The following is a 22666-nucleotide window of genomic DNA, read 5'->3' as shown; positions in this document are numbered from 1 at the left end:
GCGATTGGAGGATAAAGATGAAGTCAAAAATTTGGTTACTGTCGGCAATTAGTCTACTGATTTTTGCACTAGCTGCGTGTTCCAGCAGCACCAATGGAAACGAAGCGAATAGTGAAAAGTTGAAAGTTGTTACGACCTATTCCATTATCTATGATATTGTTAATCAAATCGGGGGGGAAAAGGTTGAGATTCATAGTTTGGTTCCAATTGGAAAGAACCCTCATGAATACGATCCGCTACCAAAAGACGTAATGGAAATGACGGATGCAGACGCTGTGTTTTATAATGGGTTGAATCTAGAAGAAGGTGGAGCTTGGTTTAACAAGTTATTGACAACAGCAGATAAATCAGGTGAGAATGCGCCTGTTTACCGGGTGAGTGAAGGGGTAGAGCCTATTTATCTAGAAACAAAAGGATTAGAAAAAGAGCCTGATCCACACGCATGGATGAACATTGAAAATGGCATCCTATACGCTGAAAATGTAAAGAAAGCACTTGTTAAAGAGGATCCTGATAACAAAGAGTATTATGAGAGAAATGCTAAAGAGTATATAGCAGAGCTTCAAAAACTACACGATGATACGGTAAAAAAAATCCAACAGCTTCCTGAAGAAAAGCGCTTCTTAATTTCGAGTGAAGGAGCTTTTAAATACTTTGGAGATGCATACGGAATAAAGACGGGTTATATCTGGGAAATCAATTCCGAAAGCCAAGGTACGCCTGATCAAATTCGAGACGTGGTAAGTTTAATTGAAACAAATAAAATTCCAGCATTGTTTGTAGAAACAAGCGTAGATAAACGCAGTATGGAAACTGTATCAAAAGAAACGCAGGTACCGATTGCAGGTACAATCTTCACGGACTCACTTGGAAAGAAGGGAGAAGACGGAGATACGTATTTAAAAATGATGCAGTGGAATACGGATACGATTATTAAGGGGTTGCAAAAATAAGCTAGTTTATATTAGAAACGAACAATGAATCAAAATGTGAATTTTAACGTAAGAAATATAAGTATTTGGTGCTAAAGCTCCTGTTTTCTTTATAGTAAAACAGGGGCTTTTATAAATAATTCAATAATATAGCTATTAACTTATTCAAAAGTCGGTGAATTCTTTATATCATGTATTAGATTAATTAACGCTTCACCATCAATTAGCTGAATAGGTTTGTCTTGTACATATTGTATAGATGTTTTAGCAAAACAGCTAGTAGTGACAAAAAAGCCTTCAATGGCTTGAGAATCAATTAGCGCACTGTGAAATTTCTGTATATCCGGACGTCCAATTTTTTTATGAGCATACCTTTTGCATTCTACTACTGAAGTTTTTCCTTCTCTTGTTAAAACAATATCTTTGCCACCATCTCCGCTTGCTGATGTTACAATGGCTTCGTATCCTTTAGTCGAAAATAAATCAGCTATGTAAAACTCAAATTCTCTAGGATGCATAGCTTTTAACTTATCCAGGTCGGCTAACTTTTTTAATTCTTGTAATTTCTTTTCTTCGCGTTGTTTCTCAATTAACATTTGGTTATGCGAGCGCATTTTTTGTTTTAATGAGCGGTAATTATAAAGAGAGTAAAGAAAAGCTATAAAGAGAGCGACTCCATATCCCCATTGAAGATAGTTCCAGCCTTTAGATACAGCTATAAAATAATCGATAAAAAAAGCAATCCAATATAAAACATAGCCTACTAAAAAGATACCCGTAAAGAGTATAAGTAATATAATTTCACTACTTTTTACTTTCACGTTACTTTTTCTTTTTCTCACCGCGATCCCTCCTACATTTAGTTTGACTCATAAAAAGAAAATAAATGAGATGTATTTACAACAGAATAAATTATTTATAGCAGCTATAAACAAAAGATAGAATTCTCCTCCAATCCCCATTACAATGTAAAGTTAAAGAGATGATATTTAGAGGAGGAAGACAGTTGTTTAAAGATTCACTTGAGTCGATGACGGAAGCAGCTCGCCAGAAAACAGATCACCTTAACAAACAGCTGCCGAGCTATTTACTGTTGGCAATTCTAGCGGGGGCTTATGTAGGAATTGGCGTTGTACTGGCCTTGTCAGTGGGAGCTCCGCTTGCACAAATGTCGCTGCCGGTTGTATCGCTAGTTATGGGCTTATCATTTGCGGTAGCGTTATTGCTTGTGACGTTCGCTGGAGCAGAGTTGTTTACGGGGAATCATATGTTTTACACAATTAGCACGTTGTCCGGAGTGACGACGTGGAGAGATACGCTGAAAAACTGGGCGTGGTGTTTTGTTGGGAATTTACTTGGTGCTTTCATCCTTTGCTTGTTAATAGTAGGAACAGGGTTATTTAAAGGAATTGATGAGGGGCATTTGATGATGACAATTGCTTCGAAAAAAATGAATTTGCCGATGAGCGAGCTGTTTTTTCGAGGGATTCTATGTAACTGGCTTGTGTGCTTAGCGATTTGGACAGCTTCTCGAACGAAAAATGATGCTGCTAAAATGATGCTGATTTTTTGGATGTTGTTTGCGTTTGTGGCCTCTGGATATGAGCATAGCGTAGCGAACATGACGTTTTTAGGCTTAGCTTTATTGCATCCCAACCCTGAGTCAGTGTCTTTAGCTGGCATGGTTCATAACCTAATTCCCGTTACTCTAGGAAACATTGTAGGAGGCGCTTTGTTTGTTGGAAGCGCGTATTGGTTTGTACAGAAAAAGAAAGCAGAACAAACACAAGAGGTGCAAAAGATTTCAACTGCATTAAAAGAAGAGGAATTATCAAAATAGTAGGAACATGCTTATTTTTCACTCGTGCAGAAAAAAAGATAATAAATCCAGTGGAAAGACTGAGCCCCACAAGCGTAGCGAGGAGGCTCAGGTTTCTCCTCACGTAAAGCGAGGGGCCGTAGCACAATGAAACGAACGCATCTTTACACCTAATGATGGTAGAAGCGAAATCATTCTTCTTTGAGAAAGAATGATTTTGTTTTTTCCGAGACTCTCTTTTGTACATAAACGGAAAGGCTTGACTAAAACTTCATGCTGCTGTATGATTCTTTAGTATTTGCGTAAGACGTGGTTCGGAACCATCCCACGTAAAAAAACTAAGGAGAGTATGCAGTATGAAAGTAAGAACACTTGCAGTCAACGGCATTATTGCAGCCATGTATATTGCGGTAACGATGTTTATTCAGCCGTTTGGCTTTACAAATATTCAATTCCGTATTGCGGAAATGTTTAATCATTTGATCATTTTTAATAAGAAGTATTTATATGGAATTGTCCTAGGCGTATTTTTAGCCAACCTATTCTTCTCACCAATGGTAGCGTATGATTTAGTATTTGGGGTAGGACAATCACTTATCTCGTTATTACTAATGATCTTTGCGATGAAGTTTGCGAAGGGTACAGTTGCTCGTATGATTATAAATACGCTCATCTTTACGTTTACCATGTTTATCATTGCGTTTGAGCTTCATTTAGCACTAGGGTTCCCGTTTTTATTAACATGGTTAACAACTGCAATCGGTGAGTTTGTAGTCATGCTTGTTGGAATTCCAGTAATGCTAGCAATTCATAAACGCGTGAACTTTACAAAGTTAATCGATTAATACGAAAAAAGCTTACAATCCTGTAAGCTTTTTTCATATTTAAATGGTTTTAATTTATAGAAAAAAGGCACAATATATGACAGAATTAGAGAGAAGTTGTTAATTACGCTAATACATAGTGGAAGTCACGCTTTATACTATACTTGAGAAGGAGAGAAGAGCTTGCTTGCAAATGATGATCATAAGGTAGAAGAACTAGCATTTATTAAAAAAGCCCTGGACTTTACAAGAGCTGGATTAATTTTAACTAACCCTGCTTTACCCGATAACCCGATTGTTTATGCGAACCAAGGTTTTCTGGATATGACCGGATACACAAAAGAAGAGATCGTAGGACAGAATTGCCGCTTTTTACAAGGCGAAAAGACCAATCGAGATACGGTACAACAAATTCGAGATGCTATCCGTGAAGAAAAGTCAGTCAATGTACAAATTCTAAACTATACAAAAGAAAACCAACCTTTTTGGAACGACTTATTTATTGATCCAACATGGATTGATGATGAGCTTTATTTTATCGGGGTTCAAAAAGATATTACGGAAAAAAAGAAGCAGGAAGAAGTAATTTATGATTACTACGAAAAGATGCAGGAGATGTCAGCGCCGATTGTTCCAGTAAAAGACGGGGTTTCTGTTCTACCGATTGTTGGTGTTTTGAATGAACAGCGATATCATATGATTGCATCCAAAGTATCAACATACATTGATGAAAGTAAAGATGATCATTTTATTATCGATTTCTCGGGTTTATTAGAAATGGATGAAGATGTGGTAGCCTATATTTATAACCTGCATGATTTAATTAAGATTACTGGAACGGAGGTTATTGTAACGGGTATTACGCCTTCTGTAGCGAAAAAAATGAGAGACCTCCAAGTAAACTTTACAATCTTAAAAACCTACACGCATGTCAAGGCCGCTTTAAAAGTACTTGGATATGCAGAATAAGTTCTCGAAAAAGTCCGTAAAACAATACGGACTTTTTTTGTTTATAAATCGTAATATATATATAAACCTAACCTAAAAAGCGAGTAAGTCCAGAATTGAACAAACTTCCAGCATTTGATATATTGGTTTTATGAAAAGAGAATTGATTAAACCCATTAAACGTTTATCACTGCGAGAAGAAATTTATCAAACTTTAAAACAAGGAATTATTACGTTAGAGTTTCCACCGGACCAACGCTTGAATGATAAGGAGCTAGCTGAAAAATTTAGCGTCAGCAGAACGCCGGTACGAGAAGCGTTAAAACGCTTGGAAGATGAAGGGCTTGTTGAATCGATTCCAGGCTCTATTACCAAAGTGTCTTCGCTAAATCCTGAAGAAGCAAAGCATGCGTTTACCGTTGTTGCGGTCCTTCACGCATTGGCAACTAAGCTTGCCGTTCCGCATCTGACAGAAGAAGATTTCAAAGCATTGGCTCGTCATAATGCGGAACTTGAGAGTGCGGTCGAACAAAACAATATCATTGGTGCAATTGAAGCGGATCAAGCTTTTCACCGCGTATTCTTGGAAGTTGCTGCTAACCCTGAAATTGTGTTAGCGTTAGAGCGAAGTGAGTCAAAAATTTACCGGTTGGAAGTGGCGAAATTTTCTTCAGAACAAGGATTTAAATCTGTAAATGAGCATCAAAAAATCATTGAAGTCTGTCAAAGCCAGGAGACAATACAAGCAGCGGGTCTTGTTGAGAAAAACTGGCTAAGTCTTGGAGAACTATTGGTGTAAAGAGTCTTCACAAACGTGAGGACTCTTTTTTATACGCTAAAATAGCATTGAATAAATAACCAAAATGCGATATATTGGTTTTACAATTTATTTACATTATTATGTGCTACATACGGGGGTTAAGGAATTGAAACCAATTATATTAGGCGTGTGCTCCGCGTTTTTCTTTGCGTTTACATTTGTTTTAAATCGTATGATGGAAGTTGAAGGTGGAAGCTGGATTTGGAGTGCTTCCTTACGCTTTTTCTTTATGGTTCCACTACTGTTAATCATCGTCATCGCTAGGAAAAAGCTGAACGCTACGTTTGCGGAAATGAAGAAAGCACCGATGCAGTGGGTGATGTGGAGCACCATTGGCTTTGGATTATTCTACGCGCCGCTTTGCTATGCGAGTGCGTATGGCCCGAGCTGGTTAATTGCGGGAACGTGGCAAATTACGATTATCTCAGGTTCGCTTTTAGCTCCTTTATTTTATGAAACAATCCAAACGAGTAAGGGACCTATTCAAGTAAAAGGAAAAATACCTTTTAAGAGCTTAGCGATGTCGCTTATTATTTTACTCGGCGTAGCGGTTATGCAAATTGAACACGCAACAACGCTATCGCTTATGAGCGTATTGCTTTGCACATTGCCGATTTTAGTTGCTTCGTTTGCTTATCCGCTTGGCAATCGTAAGATGATGGTAATTGTATCAAATCGCCTAGATGCTTATCAGCGCGTGCTCGGAATGACCATTGCCAGCTTGCCGTTTTGGATTATCTTAGCAATTTATGGTTTATTTACTGCTGGCCCACCTAGCGCTTCACAGGTCATTCAATCGGGCTGGGTTGCTTTGTTTTCAGGCGTTATTGCGACGGTCTTATTCTTTGCAGCAACTAATATGGTTACAGGTGATATGAAAAAGCTCGGAGCAGTCGAAGCTACTCAGTCGCTTGAAGTATTGTTTGCGTTACTTGGTGAAATGATTCTGCTTGGCATGCCGCTACCTACATACGTTTCGTGTATTGGAATTATACTTGTTATTGCTGGTATGGCGTTAAATAGCTACGTATCAAGCAGGAAAGGGAATAGGGAAACCAAACCAGAAATGAAGCAAGCAACAAATCTGTAAAAGTAGATGAAAATTTTGGAGAAAAAGGCTTCATTTACGTACATTAGTGGTAAAATAGAATATATATATTCTATAAAGGAGGAATGTCAGGTGAGTGCCTTAATTGTAGGCTTAGTAGCTTCCGTTCTTTCCGTTTGTTTACTGTTTTCCAATCGTCAGAAGCGTGTTAATAAGGTCCAATCTACGCAGTCGTTACATGCACAAAATATGAACAAGCAGAGTGAGCAAGACGATTCTCTCATGTATTATATATAGGAAGCTGTTACAGTAAAAGTAGGCCGAGAAGATGTAAATGCTTCTCGGCTTTTTCTTGTGGTTTTAGTTGCGATGTGAAAGCTGGGGTCCGCACTATATAAATATTTTAAAATTGAAGCAAGCGATAATCTTAACAACTTACTTAGTAAACGTTATAGTTTCCCTTACAATCTTAGCATTATAAATTTGAAAGTGTGTTGTACCTAGTATATTTTTAACCTTTTCATTTGATAACCTTGTCTTCCAATTGACTGATACGTCCCAATCATTTAATTCGCCTATTCTATTACAAGTTAAGCTATCTATGAATATAGATCTTTCCCCGATATCAACCATTGTTTTAATAATTTCAGCTTTTATCTGAGCACTGGTTATAAATTCTTTCTTATTATATATAACTCCTTGGCTGTCATAATAAGAAGGGATTTCATTTAGCTTATTTTGATTCCAAACATAATTGTAAAAATTGAAAATAAAAGAGGTGATTTCAAATGAAGTTAACTCTTTAGGTTGTTTATATGTTTCTAAGGCTAATTTAGTTTGCATCTCCATTCTCCTGTACATTGAATATAGTATTATAAATATAAAAAACCTCTCTATTTATAAAATAGAGAGGTTACATATTCTGCAATATGCTTCTTATCTTGCAAAGTAACTAACTTTGCAGGAATTAGCACCTTTTCAAACAAATGTTTGAAGGTTGCTGGGTTTCATAGGGCCAGTCCCTCCACCTCTCTGGATAAGTAATATAAAGTTAGAGATAATTTTACCATATATAACAAACATGTAAAGTGGTCGGGAAGCAATTAACTGAAATAATTTGTTTATTTTTCACAAAAAAAGTATACTTGACACATCGGAATAATATGTTTTATTATATTAATATAAATTAAAGCACATTAAATACAATTCTTGCCGACTAGAAAGCTAGAGGCTCCCATTTGAAACTAAATGGGAGCCTCTTTATTTCTACAGAAAGGAGAATACATTATGACGTCTTTCAATCAAAAAGCGTTGGAATTAACAGAGTATGAGATTACAAGTGGAATAACCAACAGCAAATATCTTAATCTGCCAGATTTGGAGTTCTCCTTATGGTGTCAAAGGAAATATAAAGTGACTAAAGGTATATATAATGAGCTCGATTGCTGGTTTTACGAGTACGACATTGTAAATGTCCATCATCGTCGCATTTATATTCTTGCGTTTTTAGAATTTATTAAAGAACAGAGTAATGATAAAAAGAAGTATTTTCAATTCGGAGCAGGGGGGTTAAATGGTAAACTCCATCAGTTTATAAGAAATTGTGAAATAGAGAGTTACAAAATATAAGAGAGTGTTGGAAAGTTAAGCAGCGGATGAAGGGTTAGCCATGAAGTTGTAGAACTTTTGCCAAAGTAGATGGTTCAGTTGCATATTTATTTGCCTACCACTTTCTATGCTTATCATCTATTCATTTATTTGGTTCTTCAGAGCAAACGAATAAACATTACAAGGAAGCATTAGAAAATCAGCTGTTTTGGACAAAAACAAACGGATAATGGCACAGTAGTATTTAATGAAGTAGAGATACTGTGTTCTTTTCAAACAGAGGAAAGTCAGCTAATCTCAACAATCAGACCGCATATTGCAAAAATAATCTTAATCTATATTCTACTTGGTATAGCTGAGGGGGCATTGGAAGAAGCCAAGAAATATACTAAGAATGAATCAAGGCCATGGGTAACCTCAAATGTTAATCATGCAACTAATGATCCTTATATCGGTGGGCACTCAATTATAAACTACCCGAGGTTACACCATATTCTTAAATATATACCCTAATTAAAAGGAGCGATCGTTTATGTCAAGCATAGTAGTTATTTCAGGAAGTCCGACTAAGCCCTCTAGGAGTGAGGCAATAGCTTCATATTTAAAGAAATATTTTGAAAGCAAACAACACCAGGTAGAAACAATAAATGTTCGTGACCTTCCCGCAGAAGACTTGCTACATGCTAATTTTAACAGCGGAGACATCAAGTATCGTTTGTCACAAATCAAACAAGCTCAAGCTGTAATAGTCGTTAGTCCCGTGTACAAAGCTAGCTACACTGGCATTTTAAAATCCTTTTTAGATTTAATTCCTGAAAAAGGGTTAGCTGATAAGATTGTATTACCAGTCGCAACGGGTGGTTCGTTTGCACATTTATTGTCATTGGAATATGCTTTTAAGCCTCTTTTCTCAATATTAGGTAGTCAACAAATTAATAGTGGGGTTTATTTGGTTGATTCCCAAATTAGCTATCAGCATCTTGAGCTTACTTTTCTTGATGACGAAATTAAAAGACGAGTAGATACAGCTTTACAGCAACTTTCAAATCAGCTAATCGAAAACGAGTCAGGTAGGAAACAATTTTAATTTCTTGTAAAAATAAAAAGGGTTTTGTGTTTATGTAAAAGAATGTTCTTGTGTTGAAATCAAGACAAGGGGAGGAATGATTATGACGCAAAAAAGAGAGTTGAAGCTTGAAACAGTAGCTATTCATGGAGGACAGGAAGTTGATCCGACGACGTTGTCAAGAGCAGTTCCAATTTATCAAACGTCCTCGTATGTATTTCATGATAGTGAACATGCGGCTAGTTTGTTCAGCTTGCAGAATGAAGGGAATATTTATAGCCGCATTATGAATCCTACTACGGATGTGTTTGAAAAGCGAATAGCTCTACTAGAAAAAGGAACAGGAGCGCTCGCGGTAGCATCTGGCCAGTCGGCCATTACGTTTTCAATCTTAAACATTGCGTCAGCTGGCGATGAAATCGTGTCGTCATCCAGTATTTATGGAGGAACGTACAATTTATTTGCCCATACGTTAGGGAAGCTTGGCATTAAGGTGCATTTTGTGGATGCTAGTGATGTCCGTAATTTTGAACATGCGATTACGGATAAAACAAAAGCTATTTTCGCTGAAACAATCGGTAACCCTAAAGGGAATATTCTTGATATTGAAGCAGTGGCAGACGTGGCTCATCGTCATGATATTCCTTTAATCGTAGACAACACGTTTCCAACACCGTACTTACTTCGTCCCATTGAACACGGAGCAGATATTGTGGTTCACTCCGCCACGAAGTTTATAGGCGGGCACGGTAGTTCAATCGGTGGTGTCATTGTGGACAGCGGTAAGTTTGATTGGAAAAAAAGCGGGAAGTTTAAAGGTTTAACGACACCAGACCCAAGTTATCACGGAGTGGTTTACACGGACGCAGTTGGAGAAAATGCTTATATTATAAAAGCACGCGTTCAATTACTGAGAGATGTAGGAGCAGCCCTATCACCATTTAACTCTTTTTTATTTTTACAAGGGCTTGAAACCTTACATTTACGAATGGAACGTCATAGCCAAAATGCACTGGCTGTAGCTCAATTTCTCGAGCAGCATGAAGCGGTTAAATCAGTAAGTTACCCGGGTTTAGAAAGTCACTCATCTTATGTACTAGCTAAAAAATATTTGCCACAAGGCCAAGGCGCCATTATGACGTTTGAAATTAAAGGAGGAATTAAAGCAGGTCAAAAGCTTATTGATTCTGTTCAGCTATTTTCTCATTTAGCGAACGTCGGAGACTCCAAATCACTAATTATTCATCCAGCGAGTACGACACATCAACAGTTGGCTCCTGAAGAACAGATAGCAAGCGGAGTCACGCCGGGGTTGATTCGTTTATCAATTGGAACAGAAGCAATTGAAGATATTATTGATGACCTTAAGCAAGCTATAAGTTTAAGCCAAGAATAATAAAAAAAGAGCAAAAGTGTTCATGGTGGCGAACTCTTTTGCTCTTTGTATTGAGCAAATGTAATACCTTCTCTCAGTAGTGGACAGGAGAATCAACTACATTCAATGAAAATATCTTTTTTGTTTCATCTTCTCTACAATTTAAGAATCCTAGCTCTACAAATAAAGATAAGTTTTTATAAACCGTATCGAAGCTGATTTTTTTATTTGTATTCTTCAAGTGATCAATTACTTGCTGAGCAGACAGCTCGGCATTTTGGCGACTACAGAAAAAGGATAGCAATACGCGACGTTGGCTAGTAATATGATAGCCATTTCTTTTTAAAAAAGTGATATATTCTTCTTGCATCATGTATGAACTCCTCAGTATAAACTGTATGAAGCAATAAAAAATTGCTTACTATTAAAATACTTGTTTAAACAAGTATTTGTCTAGTGATATGTTTTCTAACGTTTGTACGTATCCTAGTAGTTCCTTGTTAGTATAAAACTGGAAAAAAGACAAGGCTATTCTGCATTTTTCTAAACCTATTGAATCAAAATGACGAATTGTAGTAATCAGCAGAGCTCATTTTCTTATAATTAAGAGTGACACTTAGTCATAAAGTGGACTTTACAAATGAGGTGATGAGTTTTGAAGTGGAAAAAAACAATTGGAAAAGGCGTCGTGACAGCCGCTGTGCTCTCGTTTGGCATGTGGGTTTCAGCTGGTGATGCATCTGCTCATGGGTACATACAGGAGCCGGCAAGTAGAGGGTACGTTGGATCGCTTGAAAAGCAGGTCATTGGCTGGCAAGCTGCGATGGAGAAGTACGGAAGAGTCATCGACAGTCCTCAGTCTGTAGAAGGCCTAAAAGGCTTTCCAGAACGCGGGCCTGCTGATGGGCATATCGCATCAGCAGAAGGAGGACTGGGACAAATTGATCAAGTAATGGATCGTCAAACGGCAGATGCTTGGAAAAAGCAAGATTTAAAAGGTGGGTTAAATACGTTTACGTGGAAGTACACGGCTCCCCATGCAACTTCAAAGTGGCATTATTACATTACGAAAAAGAGCTGGAATCCCAATGAACCTTTAAAACGGTCAGATTTTGAACTAATTGGTACAGTGAATCATAATGGAACACCAGCAAATACAAATTTAAGTCATAAAATTAACGTGCCAACAGATCGGAATGGCTATCACGTTATTTTAGGTGTATGGGACGTAGCGGATACACCTAATGCTTTTTATAACGTCATTGATGTGAATTTAATCAACGATGAAGCAACTGACAAAGAGCCACCGTCAGCTCCTGCAAGCGTTGAAGCGTTAAGCGTTACAGATCGAACGGTTGAGCTAAGCTGGGGTAAATCAACAGATAATCAAGGAATTAAAGAATATGAGGTTTACCGCAACGGAGAAAAGGTTGCGACAACTACCAATACAGTTTACAAAGATTCCAGCGTTATGCCGGAAACGAGCTATGAATATTATATAAAAGCTATTGACTTTTCAGGGAACAGCAGCTCTGCTAGTCGAGTAGTTGCGGTGACAACTCAAAAATTGATTGAAGATACGGAAGCTCCAACAGCTCCAAGCGGTCTTCATAGTATGAAAGAGTCAGAGAGTTCCATTGAGTTAATGTGGTCGCCATCCGAGGACCAGGTAGGCGTTAAAGAATATGCAATCTACCGTGATGGACAGCTAATTGCAACGACTTCGAATACGTACTATGTAGATAAAAACCTGCAGCCGGCTACGAACTATACGTATACGGTCTTTGCCATTGACGCAGCGGGGAACGTTTCGGCTTCAAGTTCGTCACTAGAAGTTTCGACATTAAGCAGCAATTCTTCAGCAGAAGAGTGGAGTGAAAATAAAATTTATACTGCTGGTATGGTTGTTCAGTATAAAGGACTTGAATATAAAGCGAAATACTGGACCAAAGGCAATCAGCCTGATTCATCAGATGCGTGGGAGTTAGTAAGTGATGCCGTAGTGGAATGGAATGTCCAAAAAGCCTATCCAGGTGGTTCGAAAGTAAGGTATGGAAACCGCACATATGTAGCGCAATGGTGGACGCTTGGTGATACGCCAGGTACATCAGCCGTATGGAAGTTAGTAGAATAAGATTGTAGAATCAAGGAGGACATTCGTTTCAATGAGTGTCCTTTTTCATGTCACAGATCGGTATACCAAATTTATTTTTTGTAAATTCAAAAAAATGATTGAAATCAAAAACTGAAGGTGCTTTAATAAATGTAAGCGATAACATATCACATATGTGATAACTGAAAGGTGGGTGTTATTGTGAACGTAGAACGAATCGCTCGTAAAAAAATCTCAGAGTCAATTGAAGAGCAAATTGAAGCTATGATTGCTTCAGGTCAGTTCAAGCCGGGAGAAAAGCTTCCTTCTGTGCGAGAGCTATGCACATTATTTGGTGTAGGGCGCTCATCGGTTCGCGATGCCATTACCGCGCTTAAAGGTAAAGGGATTGTTGATGTGAAACAAGGAGAAGGAACGTTTATTTGTCAGTTCGATTCATCTAAAATGTTTCAGTATACGATGCTGTTGCCAAGCGAAGAGGATGTTCGAGAACTATTTCAAGTCCGAAAGATGCTGGAGCCAGGCATTGCTGAAATGGCTGCCAAAAATCGATCTCCAGAAGATTTAAAGAAATTAAAGCTAGCCCTCTCAAAAACATTTGAAAATGATTGGGAGGCTGATTACCACTTCCATCAAGTGATTGTCCATGCAGCCGGCAATAAAATGTTAACTCAATTCATCCAGTTTATTTCCACGACCATGCAAAAAGCAATGATTGATTTTTATCAGTACATTCAACCACACGAAGCAATTTTAAAAGAGATTGCGTCACACCACTATCACATCTATGAATCCATTAAACAATCAAATTCAAAAGATGCCTACATACACATGCTGAATCATTTAGAACTTGTTGAAAATATTCTACAAACAAGCTTAGCGCGCATCCAGCGCTAAGTCTTCATAAAAATTGAATTTCGATGGGGGAGTTTGATGATTGCAGAACGACTTTTTTCTGACCTTCAAGCGCTTTTTTCTGCTGAACAAGTGCAGGAAACAACAGAAGCACACCTGCTTGGAAATGGAGGAGAGGTTACGGTTTATCCCACTTCTGAAGCCGAAATTGCAGCTGTTTTAACGTATGCGAACCAACATGGATATACGGTATCCACCATGGGTGCAGGTACGAAGCGAGGCTTTGGCGGATTAGTGCAGTCTGCTAATATCTTGCTATCTCTTTCTCGCTATAAGGGAATTGTGGAGCATGTACCGGGTGACATGACGGTTACCGTAAAAGGGGGCACACCGTTTAAAGAGCTACAAGATTATTTAGCTACGTACGGCCAGCAACTTTCTTTGGACCCGTATTGGCCAGAAATAGCAACAGTTGGTGGCGTTGTAGCAGCAAATGACAGCGGGCCTAAACGCCATGGATATGGGTCTTGTCGAGATATTGTCATTGGCATGAGGCTTGTATATCCTGATGGGCAAATCATTCGTTCTGGCGGAAAAGTTGTCAAAAACGTAGCCGGCTACGATATGAATAAGCTTTTCATCGGTTCAATGGGGACGCTTGCAGTCATTTCTGAAATTACGCTAAAGCTTCGGCCGCTTCCAAAGTGTGAATCACTTGTTGTTATTGCGTTTCGGAGTCGAGCTTTAATGAATATCAGGTCTCTCGCAACTCAGATTTTGGATTCTATGCTAGAGCCTATATCGCTACAACTCATGAGTCCTTCTTTGAGTAGAGAGCTAATTGGAGAAGACGCTTACTGTTTAGCCATTGCGTTGGAGGACGTTGAGAGCTCCGTTCGTTACCAGGAAAAAGTGCTTCAAAAATTAGGAGCACCACAAGCAGTTGTTTCCATTCAATCCGAAGAAGAGCGAATTCGCTTTTGGCACCAGTTTTACCGAACAGGGATTAATGGAGCTACTTTTACACAAGGTGACTCTCTAACAGTGGGTTTAAAGATAGGAGTAAAAAATCTCGATGCCCTCAAGATAGTAGAAACCGCAGATGTGCTTGCAAATTCATATGATGTCCGCATTCGGGCACACGGAGGAATCGGTCAAGGCCTTTGTCAAATCGACATTAGTGGTGACTCTAAAGGTGTTCTAGCAGCGATTGCTGAGATGCGTAAGCAAGTTCATGAGCTAAAAGGGTATGCAGTTGTTACGCACGCACCGCTTGTACTTCGTCAGCAAATTAATGTTTGGGGAGAAAAGCCAGCTCACTTCTTTTTATACGAAGGAATTAAATCAAAGATAGACCCGAACAAAATGTTAAATCATAAGCGATTTGTGGGAGGGATTTGATTTATGAGTGGAGAGGTTGTAAATGAGCCGGCCTGTACAGAGAAGAGCTTAACAAACTATTTATGGAAAGATAAGCCGGATCCAACGAAATGGGCTGACTGTGTGCACTGTGGTATGTGCTTGGAATCATGCCCAACCTATGAAATAACAGGTCAAGAGCAGCATTCACCAAGAGGGCGCGTTCACCTCATTAAGTCCGTAGCTGAAGGAAAGCTTGAAGTAAACGAACAGCTGATTGATCCAGTTTTTGATTGCTTAGACTGCAGAGCCTGTACGACGGCCTGTCCAGCTGATGTGGACGTTGGGGGGCTGATTGAAGAAGCGCGCGGACAAATCCGCCAAGCGATGCCGCTTACCGGTGTGAAAGGAACCGTAAACGAGTTCTTTTTAAAAGGGTTATTTCCACACCAGCGACGTCTAGAGTCCGTCGGTTCACTGCTAAAGTTTTATCAAAAAAGCGGGCTGCAAAAAGCTGTTCGAAAGACGGGGCTTATGAACGTAATGCCAAAGCATTTAGCTGAAATGGAAGCAGTCATGCCAGATATTAAACAGCCTGTACAAAAAAAATATAAGAAACAAACAACGATTCCTGCCAATAATGAAGCAAAAGCAAACGTAGCCTTCTTAACTGGATGCGTCATGGACGTGATGTTCAGCGATATTAATGATGCGACCATTCAAGTGTTAACGCGCAACGGAAACAACGTGACGATTCCGAAAAACCAAACGTGCTGCGGTGCTTTGCATGTGCATGCTGGTGACCGAGATATGGGAAGGAAGCTTGCAAAACAAAACATTGAAGCATTTGAAAATGACGAAACCATCATTGTAAATGCAGCGGGATGCGGCTGTATGCTGCAAGAATATCCCGAGCTGTTTCGAGAAGAAGAAACGGAATGGTACGACAGAGCCAAAGCATTTTCCAGCAAAGTTCAGGACATTTCAAAATACCTATACGATACGGGTTATGAAAAACCGAACGCGTCTTTACACACAACGATTACTTATCATGATGCTTGCCATCTTGCGCACGGTCAAGGCGTGAGAAAAGAGCCGCGCGATTTACTTCTTAACATACCGGGAGTGGAAATGGTGCATATGCCAAATGCCGATCGGTGCTGTGGCAGCGCTGGGATTTATAATATGACCAATCCAGAAATGGCAGGTGAAATTTTAAAAAGCAAAATGGAAAGCGTGCCCGAAGATGCTGAGCTAATCTCTATGGGAAATCCCGGCTGTATGCTTCAAATGGCAATGGGTGTAAAAAAATACGGTCGCAGCCAAAAGATTGTCCATACGGTTCAGCTGCTGCAGTGGGCGTATGAAAAAGAAGATGAAGAAAAGGGGTATCGCTCATGAAGAAGAAAAAAATTCGTTCAAATGATGTGCATATCCTAGCGCTGGCTGCTCTTGTAGAAGGGAGAGGATCCATCTTATATGAAGAAGCGGATCTGCTCGCTTACGACTGCGATGGGTTTACCGTTCATCGCAAGCTGCCAAGAGCAGTGGTTTTCCCTGAGAATGCTGAAGAAGTGGCAAAAGTTGTGCGCTACTGCTCAAAGCATAATCTACCGTTTTTAGCTAGGGGAGCTGGTACAGGTCTAAGCGGTGGAGCAATTCCTCTCAACAATGAAGTAGTTATTAGCCTTGTTCGAATGAAGCGCTTGGTGAGCGTGGATCTTGAAAACCGACAGGCAGTTGTTGAGCCTGGATTCATTAATTTAAAGCTCACAAACTCAATTGCAGATAAAGGCTATTATTACGCTCCCGATCCATCAAGTCAATACTGTTGTACAATTGGAGGCAACGTTGCGGAAAACGCAGGCGGCGCTCATTGTTTAAAGTATGGCGTCACAACAAATCATATTTTAGCACTTGAAGTAGTATTGCCAAATGGTGAAATCATTACTATTGGGGGAGAAGGTATTCAGGATACGCCAGGCTATGATCTTTTGGGACTGTTAACTGGCTCCGAAGGAACGCTTGGAATCGTAACGAAGATTACAGTTCGGATCTTAAAAAACCCTGAAGCCAAGCAGACGGTGCTAGCTTATTTTGACCATGTTTCAGATGGAAGCCAAGCGGTGTCTGACATCATTTCAGCGGGTATCGTTCCAGCTGCTCTTGAAATGATGGATAAGATTGCGATTGAAGGTGTCGAGGCAGCGGCATTCCCAGTGGGCCACCCAAAAGACATTGAAGCGGTATTGCTTATTGAAGTGGATGGAATCTTAGCTGGCATTGGGGAACAAATTGATGAAATTCTTGCCGTTTGTCGACGGCATCACGTCAGAGAAGTAAAAGTAGCAAAAGATGAACAAGAGCGAGCAAGCTGGTGGGCAAACCGGAAAACGGGTTTTGGAGCGATGGGAGCAATCTCACCCCATTATCTAGTACAAGACGGCGTTATCCCGAGAAGCAAACTGCCAGAAGTGCTGGAGCGAATTAACGAAGTTAGCAAGCAATATGAGTTAAGAATTGCGAATATCTTTCACGCTGGTGATGGTAATCTACATCCGCTCATTCTATTCGATATGGCAAAACCGGGAGAAACGGACAGAGCGTTAAAAGCAGGCAGTGAGTGTTTACAGATTTGTGCAGATGTTGGCGGAACCATTACAGGAGAACACGGTGTGGGTATCGAAAAGAAAGAAGAAATGAAATTTGTCTTTACGGATGAGGAAATTTTGGCTCAGACAAACATTCGTGAAGTGTTTAACCCAGAAAATTTACTAAATGCGGGTAAGCTGTTTCCAACTCCAAGTCGTTGCGCTGAAATTAAGCGTGATTTAAAGGATAAGCAAACAGCTGGACGTCCGTAATTATTAAGAGGAGGAAGTAAAATGGTAGCTTATAAACAAATTGGAAAACTTCAAGTAGCACCTGTTTTGTACAAATTTATTAATGAAGAAGCTCTGCCCGAGACTGGATTACAAGAGGAGGCATTTTGGAAAGGATTTGAACAACTTGTTGATGAGCTGACGCCAGAAAATAAAGCACTGCTTGCTAAACGTGATGAACTGCAAGCCAAATTAAATCGATGGCATCGTGAAAATCGTGATTCCTTTGACTTTAATGCGTACAAAGCATTTCTTACGAGCATTGGCTATTTAGAAGCAGACGTAGCTGATTTTCAAATTTCAACAGCTAACGTAGACGATGAAATTGCGCTTCAAGCTGGGCCTCAGCTTGTTGTACCAGTTAACAATGCTCGCTACGCAATTAACGCGGCGAATGCTCGCTGGGGCAGCCTATATGATGCGCTTTACGGAACGGATGCAATCAGCTCAGAGAATGGAGCAGGAGTTCAAGGTCAGTATAATCCAATTCGAGGTGAAAAGGTCATTGCATTTGCAAAATCCTTTTTAAATCATACAATTCCATTAAAAGAAGGAAAGCATGAGAACGTTGTGCAGTACGTTGTGACGAATAAGGTGGAAGCTACGTTGGAGGACGGAACAATAACGGAGCTTAAAGAGCCGAGCAAGTGGATTGGTTATCAAGGTGAAGGTTCAAACCCAAGTGCGCTGCTGTTTAAAAATAATGGTCTCCATTTTGAAATTCAAATTGATCGTCAAGATGCGATTGGGAAAAGCGATGATGCAGGTGTAAAAGATGTGCTGCTTGAATCAGCTGTTACAACCATTATGGACTGTGAAGATTCGGTAGCTGCAGTAGATGCTGAAGACAAAGTGGAAGTGTATCGAAACTGGTTAGGCTTAATGAAAGGTGATTTAACAGCGACGTTTAAAAAAGGTACAAAAACAGTGACTCGTACGCTAAATAGCGATCGCCAGTATGAAACGACAAGCGGAAATACCGTGACGCTTTCTGGACGCTCTTTGATGTTTGTACGCAACGTAGGTCATTTGATGAGCAACAGCGCCATTTTAGACGCCAATGGTGATGAAATTCAAGAAGGTATCCTAGATAGCGTGATTACAAGTTTAATAGCAAAGCATACGCTGCTTGGAAACGGTAAGTATCAAAATTCCCAACAGGGCTCTGTGTATATTGTAAAGCCGAAAATGCATGGCTCTGAAGAAGTAGCATTTGCTAATAAGCTGTTTAATCGCGTAGAAGATTTAATCGAACTGCCTCGCTATACCCTTAAAATTGGAGTGATGGATGAAGAGCGCAGAACGTCACTGAACTTAAAAGCGTGTATTGAAAAAGTCAAAAATCGCGTTGCGTTTATTAACACAGGATTCTTAGACCGCACCGGAGATGAAATGCATACGTCTATGGAAGCAGGCGTCATGATTCGAAAAAATGATATGAAATCATCCGCTTGGCTAGCAGGCTATGAAAAATCAAATGTACTAACAGGATTAGCAAGCGGATTTCAAGGAAAAGCGCAAATTGGAAAAGGCATGTGGGCAATGCCAGATCTAATGGCTGAGATGTTGAAACAAAAAGTGGGTCACTTAAAAGCGGGAGCAAATACGGCATGGGTTCCATCACCAACCGCAGCTACGCTACATGCTCTTCACTATCATGAAGTCTCGGTTGTAGACGTTCAAAACCAACTGATGAACGATTCTACTAATTTGCGAGATGATATTTTACAGGTGCCGCTTGCTGAAGAAGCTAACTGGACAAAAGAAGAGATACAGCAAGAATTAGATAACAACGCACAAGGTATACTGGGCTATGTAGTACGCTGGATAGATCAAGGAATTGGATGCTCAAAGGTTCCCGATATTAACGATGTAGGCTTAATGGAAGACAGAGCAACGCTTCGTATTTCAAGTCAGCACGTAGCAAACTGGTTACATCACGGAATTTGTACAAAAGAGCAAGTTCTTGCGACGCTACAACGAATGGCGAAAGTCGTAGATAGCCAGAATGTGGGTGACGCTAACTATAAACCAATGGCACCTCATTATGAAAAGTCAGTTGCATTCCAAGCAGCGTGCGACCTTGTTTTTAAAGGATATGACCAACCAAACGGATACACTGAGCCAATCTTGCATGCGCGCCGTATTGAAGCAAAAGCAAAGCAAGCAATCCAACAAAAATAAGCGAAGCAAGGAGCGAGGTTACGTATGAAATTTGCGCGTTTTGAATTAGAAGGTGCGATACGCCAAGGAGTAGTAGAAAAAGAAAGCATTCGTGAAATAACAGGTAATGTATTTACGGAATGGGAATACACGGGGCGCACGTTTATACGAGAAGATGTAAAACTGTTAGCACCAATACAGCCAAATCAGATTATTGGTATTGGGGCTAATTACGTGAAGGCTGTGAGCGAGCTGCCTGAAAAGCTTCCTGACATTCCGGTATTTTTCTTTAAACCAACTTCATCTGTTATTGGGCCAGGTGAAGATATTATCATTCCGGAAGGAATTGAAGAAGTGAAATTTGAATCTGAGCTTGCGGTTGTTATCGGAAAAGAAGCAAAAAATCTTTCAGCTTCGAATGTTCGTGAGCATATCTTTGGCTATACGATTGGAAATGACGTAACGGCACCGCAATTTATTCATCCGGACGGCCATTGGACGGTAGGAAAATCGTTTGATACATTCACGCCGCTTGGTCCTTATATTGAAACGGAGCTTGATCTTACAAATATCCGTGTGAAAGCGACGCTGGATGGAGTAGAAAAGCAAAATAGCGGGATGGATCTTATCATCGTCTCAGTTGAAAAAATGGTTGCTTATCTCTCTAATGTGATGACGCTCAAACCAGGAGACGTTATTTTAACGGGTAGTCCGGTAGGGGCCGAATTAGTGGGCGCAGGAAGCACTATTGATTGTCATATCGATGAAATTGGTTCACTGAACAATGCTTTTAGCAAAGTAAAAGTCAGCGTGAATTAACAAGAAAGAATGATTTGAAACAGCTTGGTATCTGCGATAAACTTGCGTGTCTACACGAATAAAACAGGTTCAGGCTGCTTAGTATTTCAATCATAACAAAAAATGACCTGTTCGAATTGCGACGTAATCGGATTTCGAGCAGGTTTTTATTTATGAAAAAAGGTAATAGCTTGACTGAAAAGAATGTTCTCTCACATAAAATAAACTGTTTTTAACACTTGTTGAAAAGGGGGAAGAAAAGCATGAGTACTGGAATGTTAGCGCTTCTATCACTTTTACCGATTTTAGCCGTTGGTATTTTTTTAGTAGGCCTGAGGTGGCCTGCTAGCAAAGCGATGCCAATTTCTTACGTGGTGGCTGTAGGGTTAGCCTTGTTTGTATGGAAGGTACCTGGTGTAACAATTGCTGCAGCTTCTATAAATGGTTTGGTCGTCGCAGGGACGCTTTTATATATTATTTTTGGTGCAATTTTATTACTGAATACTTTACAGGAAAGCGGTGGTATTAAAACGATCCGTCAAGGCTTTACAGATATATCGCCGGATCGTCGCATTCAAGTGATTATTATTGCCTGGTTATTTGGTTCATTTATTGAAGGCGCTTCTGGATTTGGTACTCCAGCTGCCGTTGCGGTACCGCTTTTAGTAGGCCTAGGCTTTCCTGCCATGGCAGCGGTTATTGCAGGGATGGTTATTCAAAGTACGCCGGTTTCATTCGGTGCAGTAGGAACACCAATGCTAGTCGGCGTTCAAACAGGATTATCAGCAGATGCAAGCATTACGGATAATTTTCTAGCACTAGTAACTGAAATCGGTGGACAGGTAGCAATTTTACACATGATTGCGGGGACATTTATTCCACTGTTTGTTGTGGCACTCATGACAAAGTTCTTTGGGAAGAATAAATCGTTTACGGAAGGAATCCGTGTTTGGAAGTTTGCGCTCTTTGCAGCGTTTGCGATGACCATTCCATATGTACTGGTTGCAAATCTACTAGGTCCTGAGTTTCCATCCATGATTGGCGGGTTAGTCGGACTTGCTGTTGTTGTTTTTGCTGCTAAAAGAGGATTTTTAATGCCGGATAAAGAAGAAGCATGGGACTTTGAAGAAAAAAGTAAGTGGAATTCGGAGTGGGTAGGTAGTTTAGAAATAAAGGATGTTGCGTATCATAGTGGACAAATGAGCATGTTGCGTGCGTGGCTCCCTTACGTATTAGTTGGGGCATTCTTAGTATTATCAAGATTGAAAGCGCTTCCTATTTTGGGGTGGCTACAGTCGTGGACCGTTTCGTTTCCGAATATATTTGGTTCTGAAGTAAGTGCAAGTTTTCAGCCACTGTATCTTCCCGGAACAATTTTTATCTTTGTATCTTTAATCACTTATTTTCTTCATCATATGAATAAAAGCGCGTACAAAGCAGCATGGAAGCAGTCTGCTAAAACAACTGTTGCTGCGTCTACAGCGTTAATTTTTACGGTGCCAATGGTGCAGGTCTTTATTAATTCAGGAGGAGGAGCAGCGGGATTCGATAAAATGCCAATTGAATTAGCGAATGGTGCAGCTGCTTTAGCAGGCGAGTATTGGCCGTTGCTTTCCACTTTTATTGGAGGGTTAGGTGCATTCATTGCTGGCAGCAACACCGTAAGCAATATGATGTTTTCATTGTTTCAATACGATGTTGGTACACAAATTGGCGTAAATCCAACTTGGATTGTTGCTTTGCAAGCGGTGGGCGGAGCGGCTGGAAATATGATTTGTGTTCATAATGTGGTGGCAGCTTCGGCCGTTGTAGGGTTGGTTGGAAAAGAAGGAGCCGTTATTCGAAAAACATTGCTGCCGTTTATGTACTATGCACTATTATCAGGAGCAGTTGGGTATGCAATCGTTTGGTATGCTGAAAAAGGGTTACTTAATATCGGATCAATTATTGTTGTAGGTGTCTTCTTTGTAGCAGTTTATATAATCAGTACAAATAATCGTCGCACGCAGTTCATCTCTTCTGGAAATAAAACAAAGTTTTTAGACTAATAACCAAA

General features: G+C 39.9%; 21 protein-coding genes and 2 riboswitches. Of the genes, 18 read left to right on the top strand and 3 right to left on the bottom strand.

The window, feature by feature from the left end:
- The first annotated feature begins 17 nt into the window (after positions 1 to 17).
- Positions 18 to 953: a metal ABC transporter substrate-binding protein gene (locus V2145_RS15220; RefSeq protein ID WP_330987977.1), complete on the top strand. Its 936-nt coding sequence runs from the start codon at positions 18 to 20 to the stop codon at positions 951 to 953.
- Between the two features lie 140 nt (positions 954 to 1093).
- Here V2145_RS15220 and V2145_RS15215 read toward each other — a convergent pair whose 3' ends face one another.
- Positions 1094 to 1774 (bottom strand): restriction endonuclease, encoded by a 681-nt coding sequence (locus V2145_RS15215; RefSeq protein WP_330987976.1) that lies wholly within the window; start codon positions 1772 to 1774, stop codon positions 1094 to 1096.
- A gap of 164 nt (positions 1775 to 1938) precedes the next feature.
- On the opposite strand from V2145_RS15215, the gene V2145_RS15210 reads away from it, so the two are divergent.
- The 6 genes from V2145_RS15210 (at position 1939) to V2145_RS15185 (ending at position 6688) form a co-directional block, all read left to right on the top strand.
- On the top strand, positions 1939 to 2772 hold the full coding sequence (locus V2145_RS15210; RefSeq protein ID WP_330987975.1) for a formate/nitrite transporter family protein: 834 nt from the start codon (positions 1939 to 1941) through the stop codon (positions 2770 to 2772).
- Positions 2773 to 3054: 282 nt separating this feature from the next.
- Positions 3055 to 3099: riboswitch (PreQ1 riboswitch) on the top strand.
- An 8-nt stretch (positions 3100 to 3107) separates the two neighbouring features.
- Positions 3108 to 3596: a QueT transporter family protein gene (locus V2145_RS15205; RefSeq protein ID WP_131887311.1), complete on the top strand. Its 489-nt coding sequence runs from the start codon at positions 3108 to 3110 to the stop codon at positions 3594 to 3596.
- A gap of 162 nt (positions 3597 to 3758) precedes the next feature.
- Positions 3759 to 4544, top strand: coding sequence for a PAS domain-containing protein (locus tag V2145_RS15200; protein ID WP_094912223.1), 786 nt, complete (start codon positions 3759 to 3761; stop codon positions 4542 to 4544).
- Between the two features lie 130 nt (positions 4545 to 4674).
- Positions 4675 to 5322: a GntR family transcriptional regulator gene (locus V2145_RS15195; RefSeq protein WP_330987974.1), complete on the top strand. Its 648-nt coding sequence runs from the start codon at positions 4675 to 4677 to the stop codon at positions 5320 to 5322.
- A gap of 127 nt (positions 5323 to 5449) precedes the next feature.
- Positions 5450 to 6433 (top strand): DMT family transporter, encoded by a 984-nt coding sequence (locus V2145_RS15190; protein WP_131887309.1) that lies wholly within the window; start codon positions 5450 to 5452, stop codon positions 6431 to 6433.
- Positions 6434 to 6523: 90 nt separating this feature from the next.
- A complete protein-coding gene (locus V2145_RS15185) occupies positions 6524 to 6688 on the top strand; it encodes a hypothetical protein (protein ID WP_153301192.1) in 165 nt (54 codons plus the stop codon).
- Positions 6689 to 6826: 138 nt separating this feature from the next.
- Here V2145_RS15185 and V2145_RS15180 read toward each other — a convergent pair whose 3' ends face one another.
- Positions 6827 to 7234 carry a hypothetical protein gene (locus tag V2145_RS15180; RefSeq protein ID WP_131887308.1) on the bottom strand — a complete coding sequence of 136 codons (408 nt, stop codon included), beginning with the start codon at positions 7232 to 7234 and terminating at the stop codon, positions 6827 to 6829.
- Between the two features lie 90 nt (positions 7235 to 7324).
- Positions 7325 to 7434: riboswitch (SAM riboswitch) on the bottom strand.
- 244 nt (positions 7435 to 7678) lie between these two features.
- On the opposite strand from V2145_RS15180, the gene V2145_RS15175 reads away from it, so the two are divergent.
- The 3 genes from V2145_RS15175 (at position 7679) to V2145_RS15165 (ending at position 10461) form a co-directional block, all read left to right on the top strand.
- Positions 7679 to 8020, top strand: a complete 342-nt coding sequence (locus V2145_RS15175) for a hypothetical protein (protein ID WP_131887307.1) — start codon at positions 7679 to 7681, stop codon at positions 8018 to 8020.
- A 511-nt stretch (positions 8021 to 8531) separates the two neighbouring features.
- A complete protein-coding gene (ssuE, locus tag V2145_RS15170; protein ID WP_131887306.1) occupies positions 8532 to 9086 on the top strand; it encodes an NADPH-dependent FMN reductase in 555 nt (184 codons plus the stop codon).
- Between the two features lie 82 nt (positions 9087 to 9168).
- On the top strand, positions 9169 to 10461 hold the full coding sequence (locus V2145_RS15165) for a homocysteine synthase (RefSeq protein ID WP_131887305.1): 1293 nt from the start codon (positions 9169 to 9171) through the stop codon (positions 10459 to 10461).
- A gap of 73 nt (positions 10462 to 10534) precedes the next feature.
- Here V2145_RS15165 and V2145_RS15160 read toward each other — a convergent pair whose 3' ends face one another.
- Positions 10535 to 10813 (bottom strand): Fur family transcriptional regulator, encoded by a 279-nt coding sequence (locus V2145_RS15160; protein ID WP_131887304.1) that lies wholly within the window; start codon positions 10811 to 10813, stop codon positions 10535 to 10537.
- A gap of 282 nt (positions 10814 to 11095) precedes the next feature.
- Between V2145_RS15160 and V2145_RS15155 the strand changes: the two genes are divergently transcribed.
- From V2145_RS15155 to V2145_RS15120, 8 genes are all read left to right on the top strand, one after another.
- A complete protein-coding gene (locus V2145_RS15155; RefSeq protein ID WP_131887303.1) occupies positions 11096 to 12574 on the top strand; it encodes a lytic polysaccharide monooxygenase in 1479 nt (492 codons plus the stop codon).
- A 180-nt stretch (positions 12575 to 12754) separates the two neighbouring features.
- Complete coding sequence (locus V2145_RS15150) at positions 12755 to 13450, top strand: FadR/GntR family transcriptional regulator (RefSeq protein ID WP_094912230.1); 696 nt, start codon at positions 12755 to 12757, stop codon at positions 13448 to 13450.
- A 36-nt stretch (positions 13451 to 13486) separates the two neighbouring features.
- Complete coding sequence (locus tag V2145_RS15145) at positions 13487 to 14809, top strand: FAD-binding oxidoreductase (protein WP_094912231.1); 1323 nt, start codon at positions 13487 to 13489, stop codon at positions 14807 to 14809.
- A 3-nt stretch (positions 14810 to 14812) separates the two neighbouring features.
- On the top strand, positions 14813 to 16168 hold the full coding sequence (locus V2145_RS15140; protein ID WP_094912232.1) for a (Fe-S)-binding protein: 1356 nt from the start codon (positions 14813 to 14815) through the stop codon (positions 16166 to 16168).
- Positions 16165 to 17631 carry an FAD-binding oxidoreductase gene (locus tag V2145_RS15135; protein ID WP_330987973.1) on the top strand — a complete coding sequence of 489 codons (1467 nt, stop codon included), beginning with the start codon at positions 16165 to 16167 and terminating at the stop codon, positions 17629 to 17631. Before V2145_RS15140 ends, V2145_RS15135 begins: the two co-directional genes overlap by 4 nt.
- 21 nt (positions 17632 to 17652) lie before the next feature.
- Entirely contained in the window at positions 17653 to 19833 is a 2181-nt protein-coding gene (locus V2145_RS15130; protein WP_131887299.1) for a malate synthase G, read from the top strand.
- A gap of 24 nt (positions 19834 to 19857) precedes the next feature.
- Positions 19858 to 20631, top strand: a complete 774-nt coding sequence (locus V2145_RS15125; RefSeq protein ID WP_094912235.1) for a fumarylacetoacetate hydrolase family protein — start codon at positions 19858 to 19860, stop codon at positions 20629 to 20631.
- A gap of 242 nt (positions 20632 to 20873) precedes the next feature.
- On the top strand, positions 20874 to 22658 hold the full coding sequence (locus V2145_RS15120; protein ID WP_131887298.1) for an L-lactate permease: 1785 nt from the start codon (positions 20874 to 20876) through the stop codon (positions 22656 to 22658).
- The last annotated feature ends 8 nt before the right edge of the window (positions 22659 to 22666 follow it).

Origin of the sequence: Priestia sp. GS2, assembly GCF_036409025.1 — a bacterium.
Taxonomy (GTDB): Bacteria; Bacillota; Bacilli; order Bacillales; family Bacillaceae_H; genus Priestia; species Priestia aryabhattai_A.
This window is presented reverse-complemented; position numbering and strand designations above follow the sequence as displayed.

Coding starts and splice junctions, on each gene's coding strand:
- V2145_RS15220 (WP_330987977.1), top strand. CDS start 18: ATGAAGTCAAAAATTTGGTTACTGTCGGCAATTAGTCTACTGATTTTT.
- V2145_RS15205 (WP_131887311.1), top strand. CDS start 3,108: ATGAAAGTAAGAACACTTGCAGTCAACGGCATTATTGCAGCCATGTAT.
- V2145_RS15195 (WP_330987974.1), top strand. CDS start 4,675: ATGAAAAGAGAATTGATTAAACCCATTAAACGTTTATCACTGCGAGAA.
- V2145_RS15180 (WP_131887308.1), bottom strand. CDS start 7,234: ATGCAAACTAAATTAGCCTTAGAAACATATAAACAACCTAAAGAGTTA.
- V2145_RS15175 (WP_131887307.1), top strand. CDS start 7,679: ATGACGTCTTTCAATCAAAAAGCGTTGGAATTAACAGAGTATGAGATT.
- ssuE (WP_131887306.1), top strand. CDS start 8,532: ATGTCAAGCATAGTAGTTATTTCAGGAAGTCCGACTAAGCCCTCTAGG.
- V2145_RS15165 (WP_131887305.1), top strand. CDS start 9,169: ATGACGCAAAAAAGAGAGTTGAAGCTTGAAACAGTAGCTATTCATGGA.
- V2145_RS15160 (WP_131887304.1), bottom strand. CDS start 10,813: ATGATGCAAGAAGAATATATCACTTTTTTAAAAAGAAATGGCTATCAT.
- V2145_RS15145 (WP_094912231.1), top strand. CDS start 13,487: ATGATTGCAGAACGACTTTTTTCTGACCTTCAAGCGCTTTTTTCTGCT.
- V2145_RS15140 (WP_094912232.1), top strand. CDS start 14,813: ATGAGTGGAGAGGTTGTAAATGAGCCGGCCTGTACAGAGAAGAGCTTA.
- V2145_RS15135 (WP_330987973.1), top strand. CDS start 16,165: ATGAAGAAGAAAAAAATTCGTTCAAATGATGTGCATATCCTAGCGCTG.
- V2145_RS15130 (WP_131887299.1), top strand. CDS start 17,653: ATGGTAGCTTATAAACAAATTGGAAAACTTCAAGTAGCACCTGTTTTG.
- V2145_RS15125 (WP_094912235.1), top strand. CDS start 19,858: ATGAAATTTGCGCGTTTTGAATTAGAAGGTGCGATACGCCAAGGAGTA.
- V2145_RS15120 (WP_131887298.1), top strand. CDS start 20,874: ATGAGTACTGGAATGTTAGCGCTTCTATCACTTTTACCGATTTTAGCC.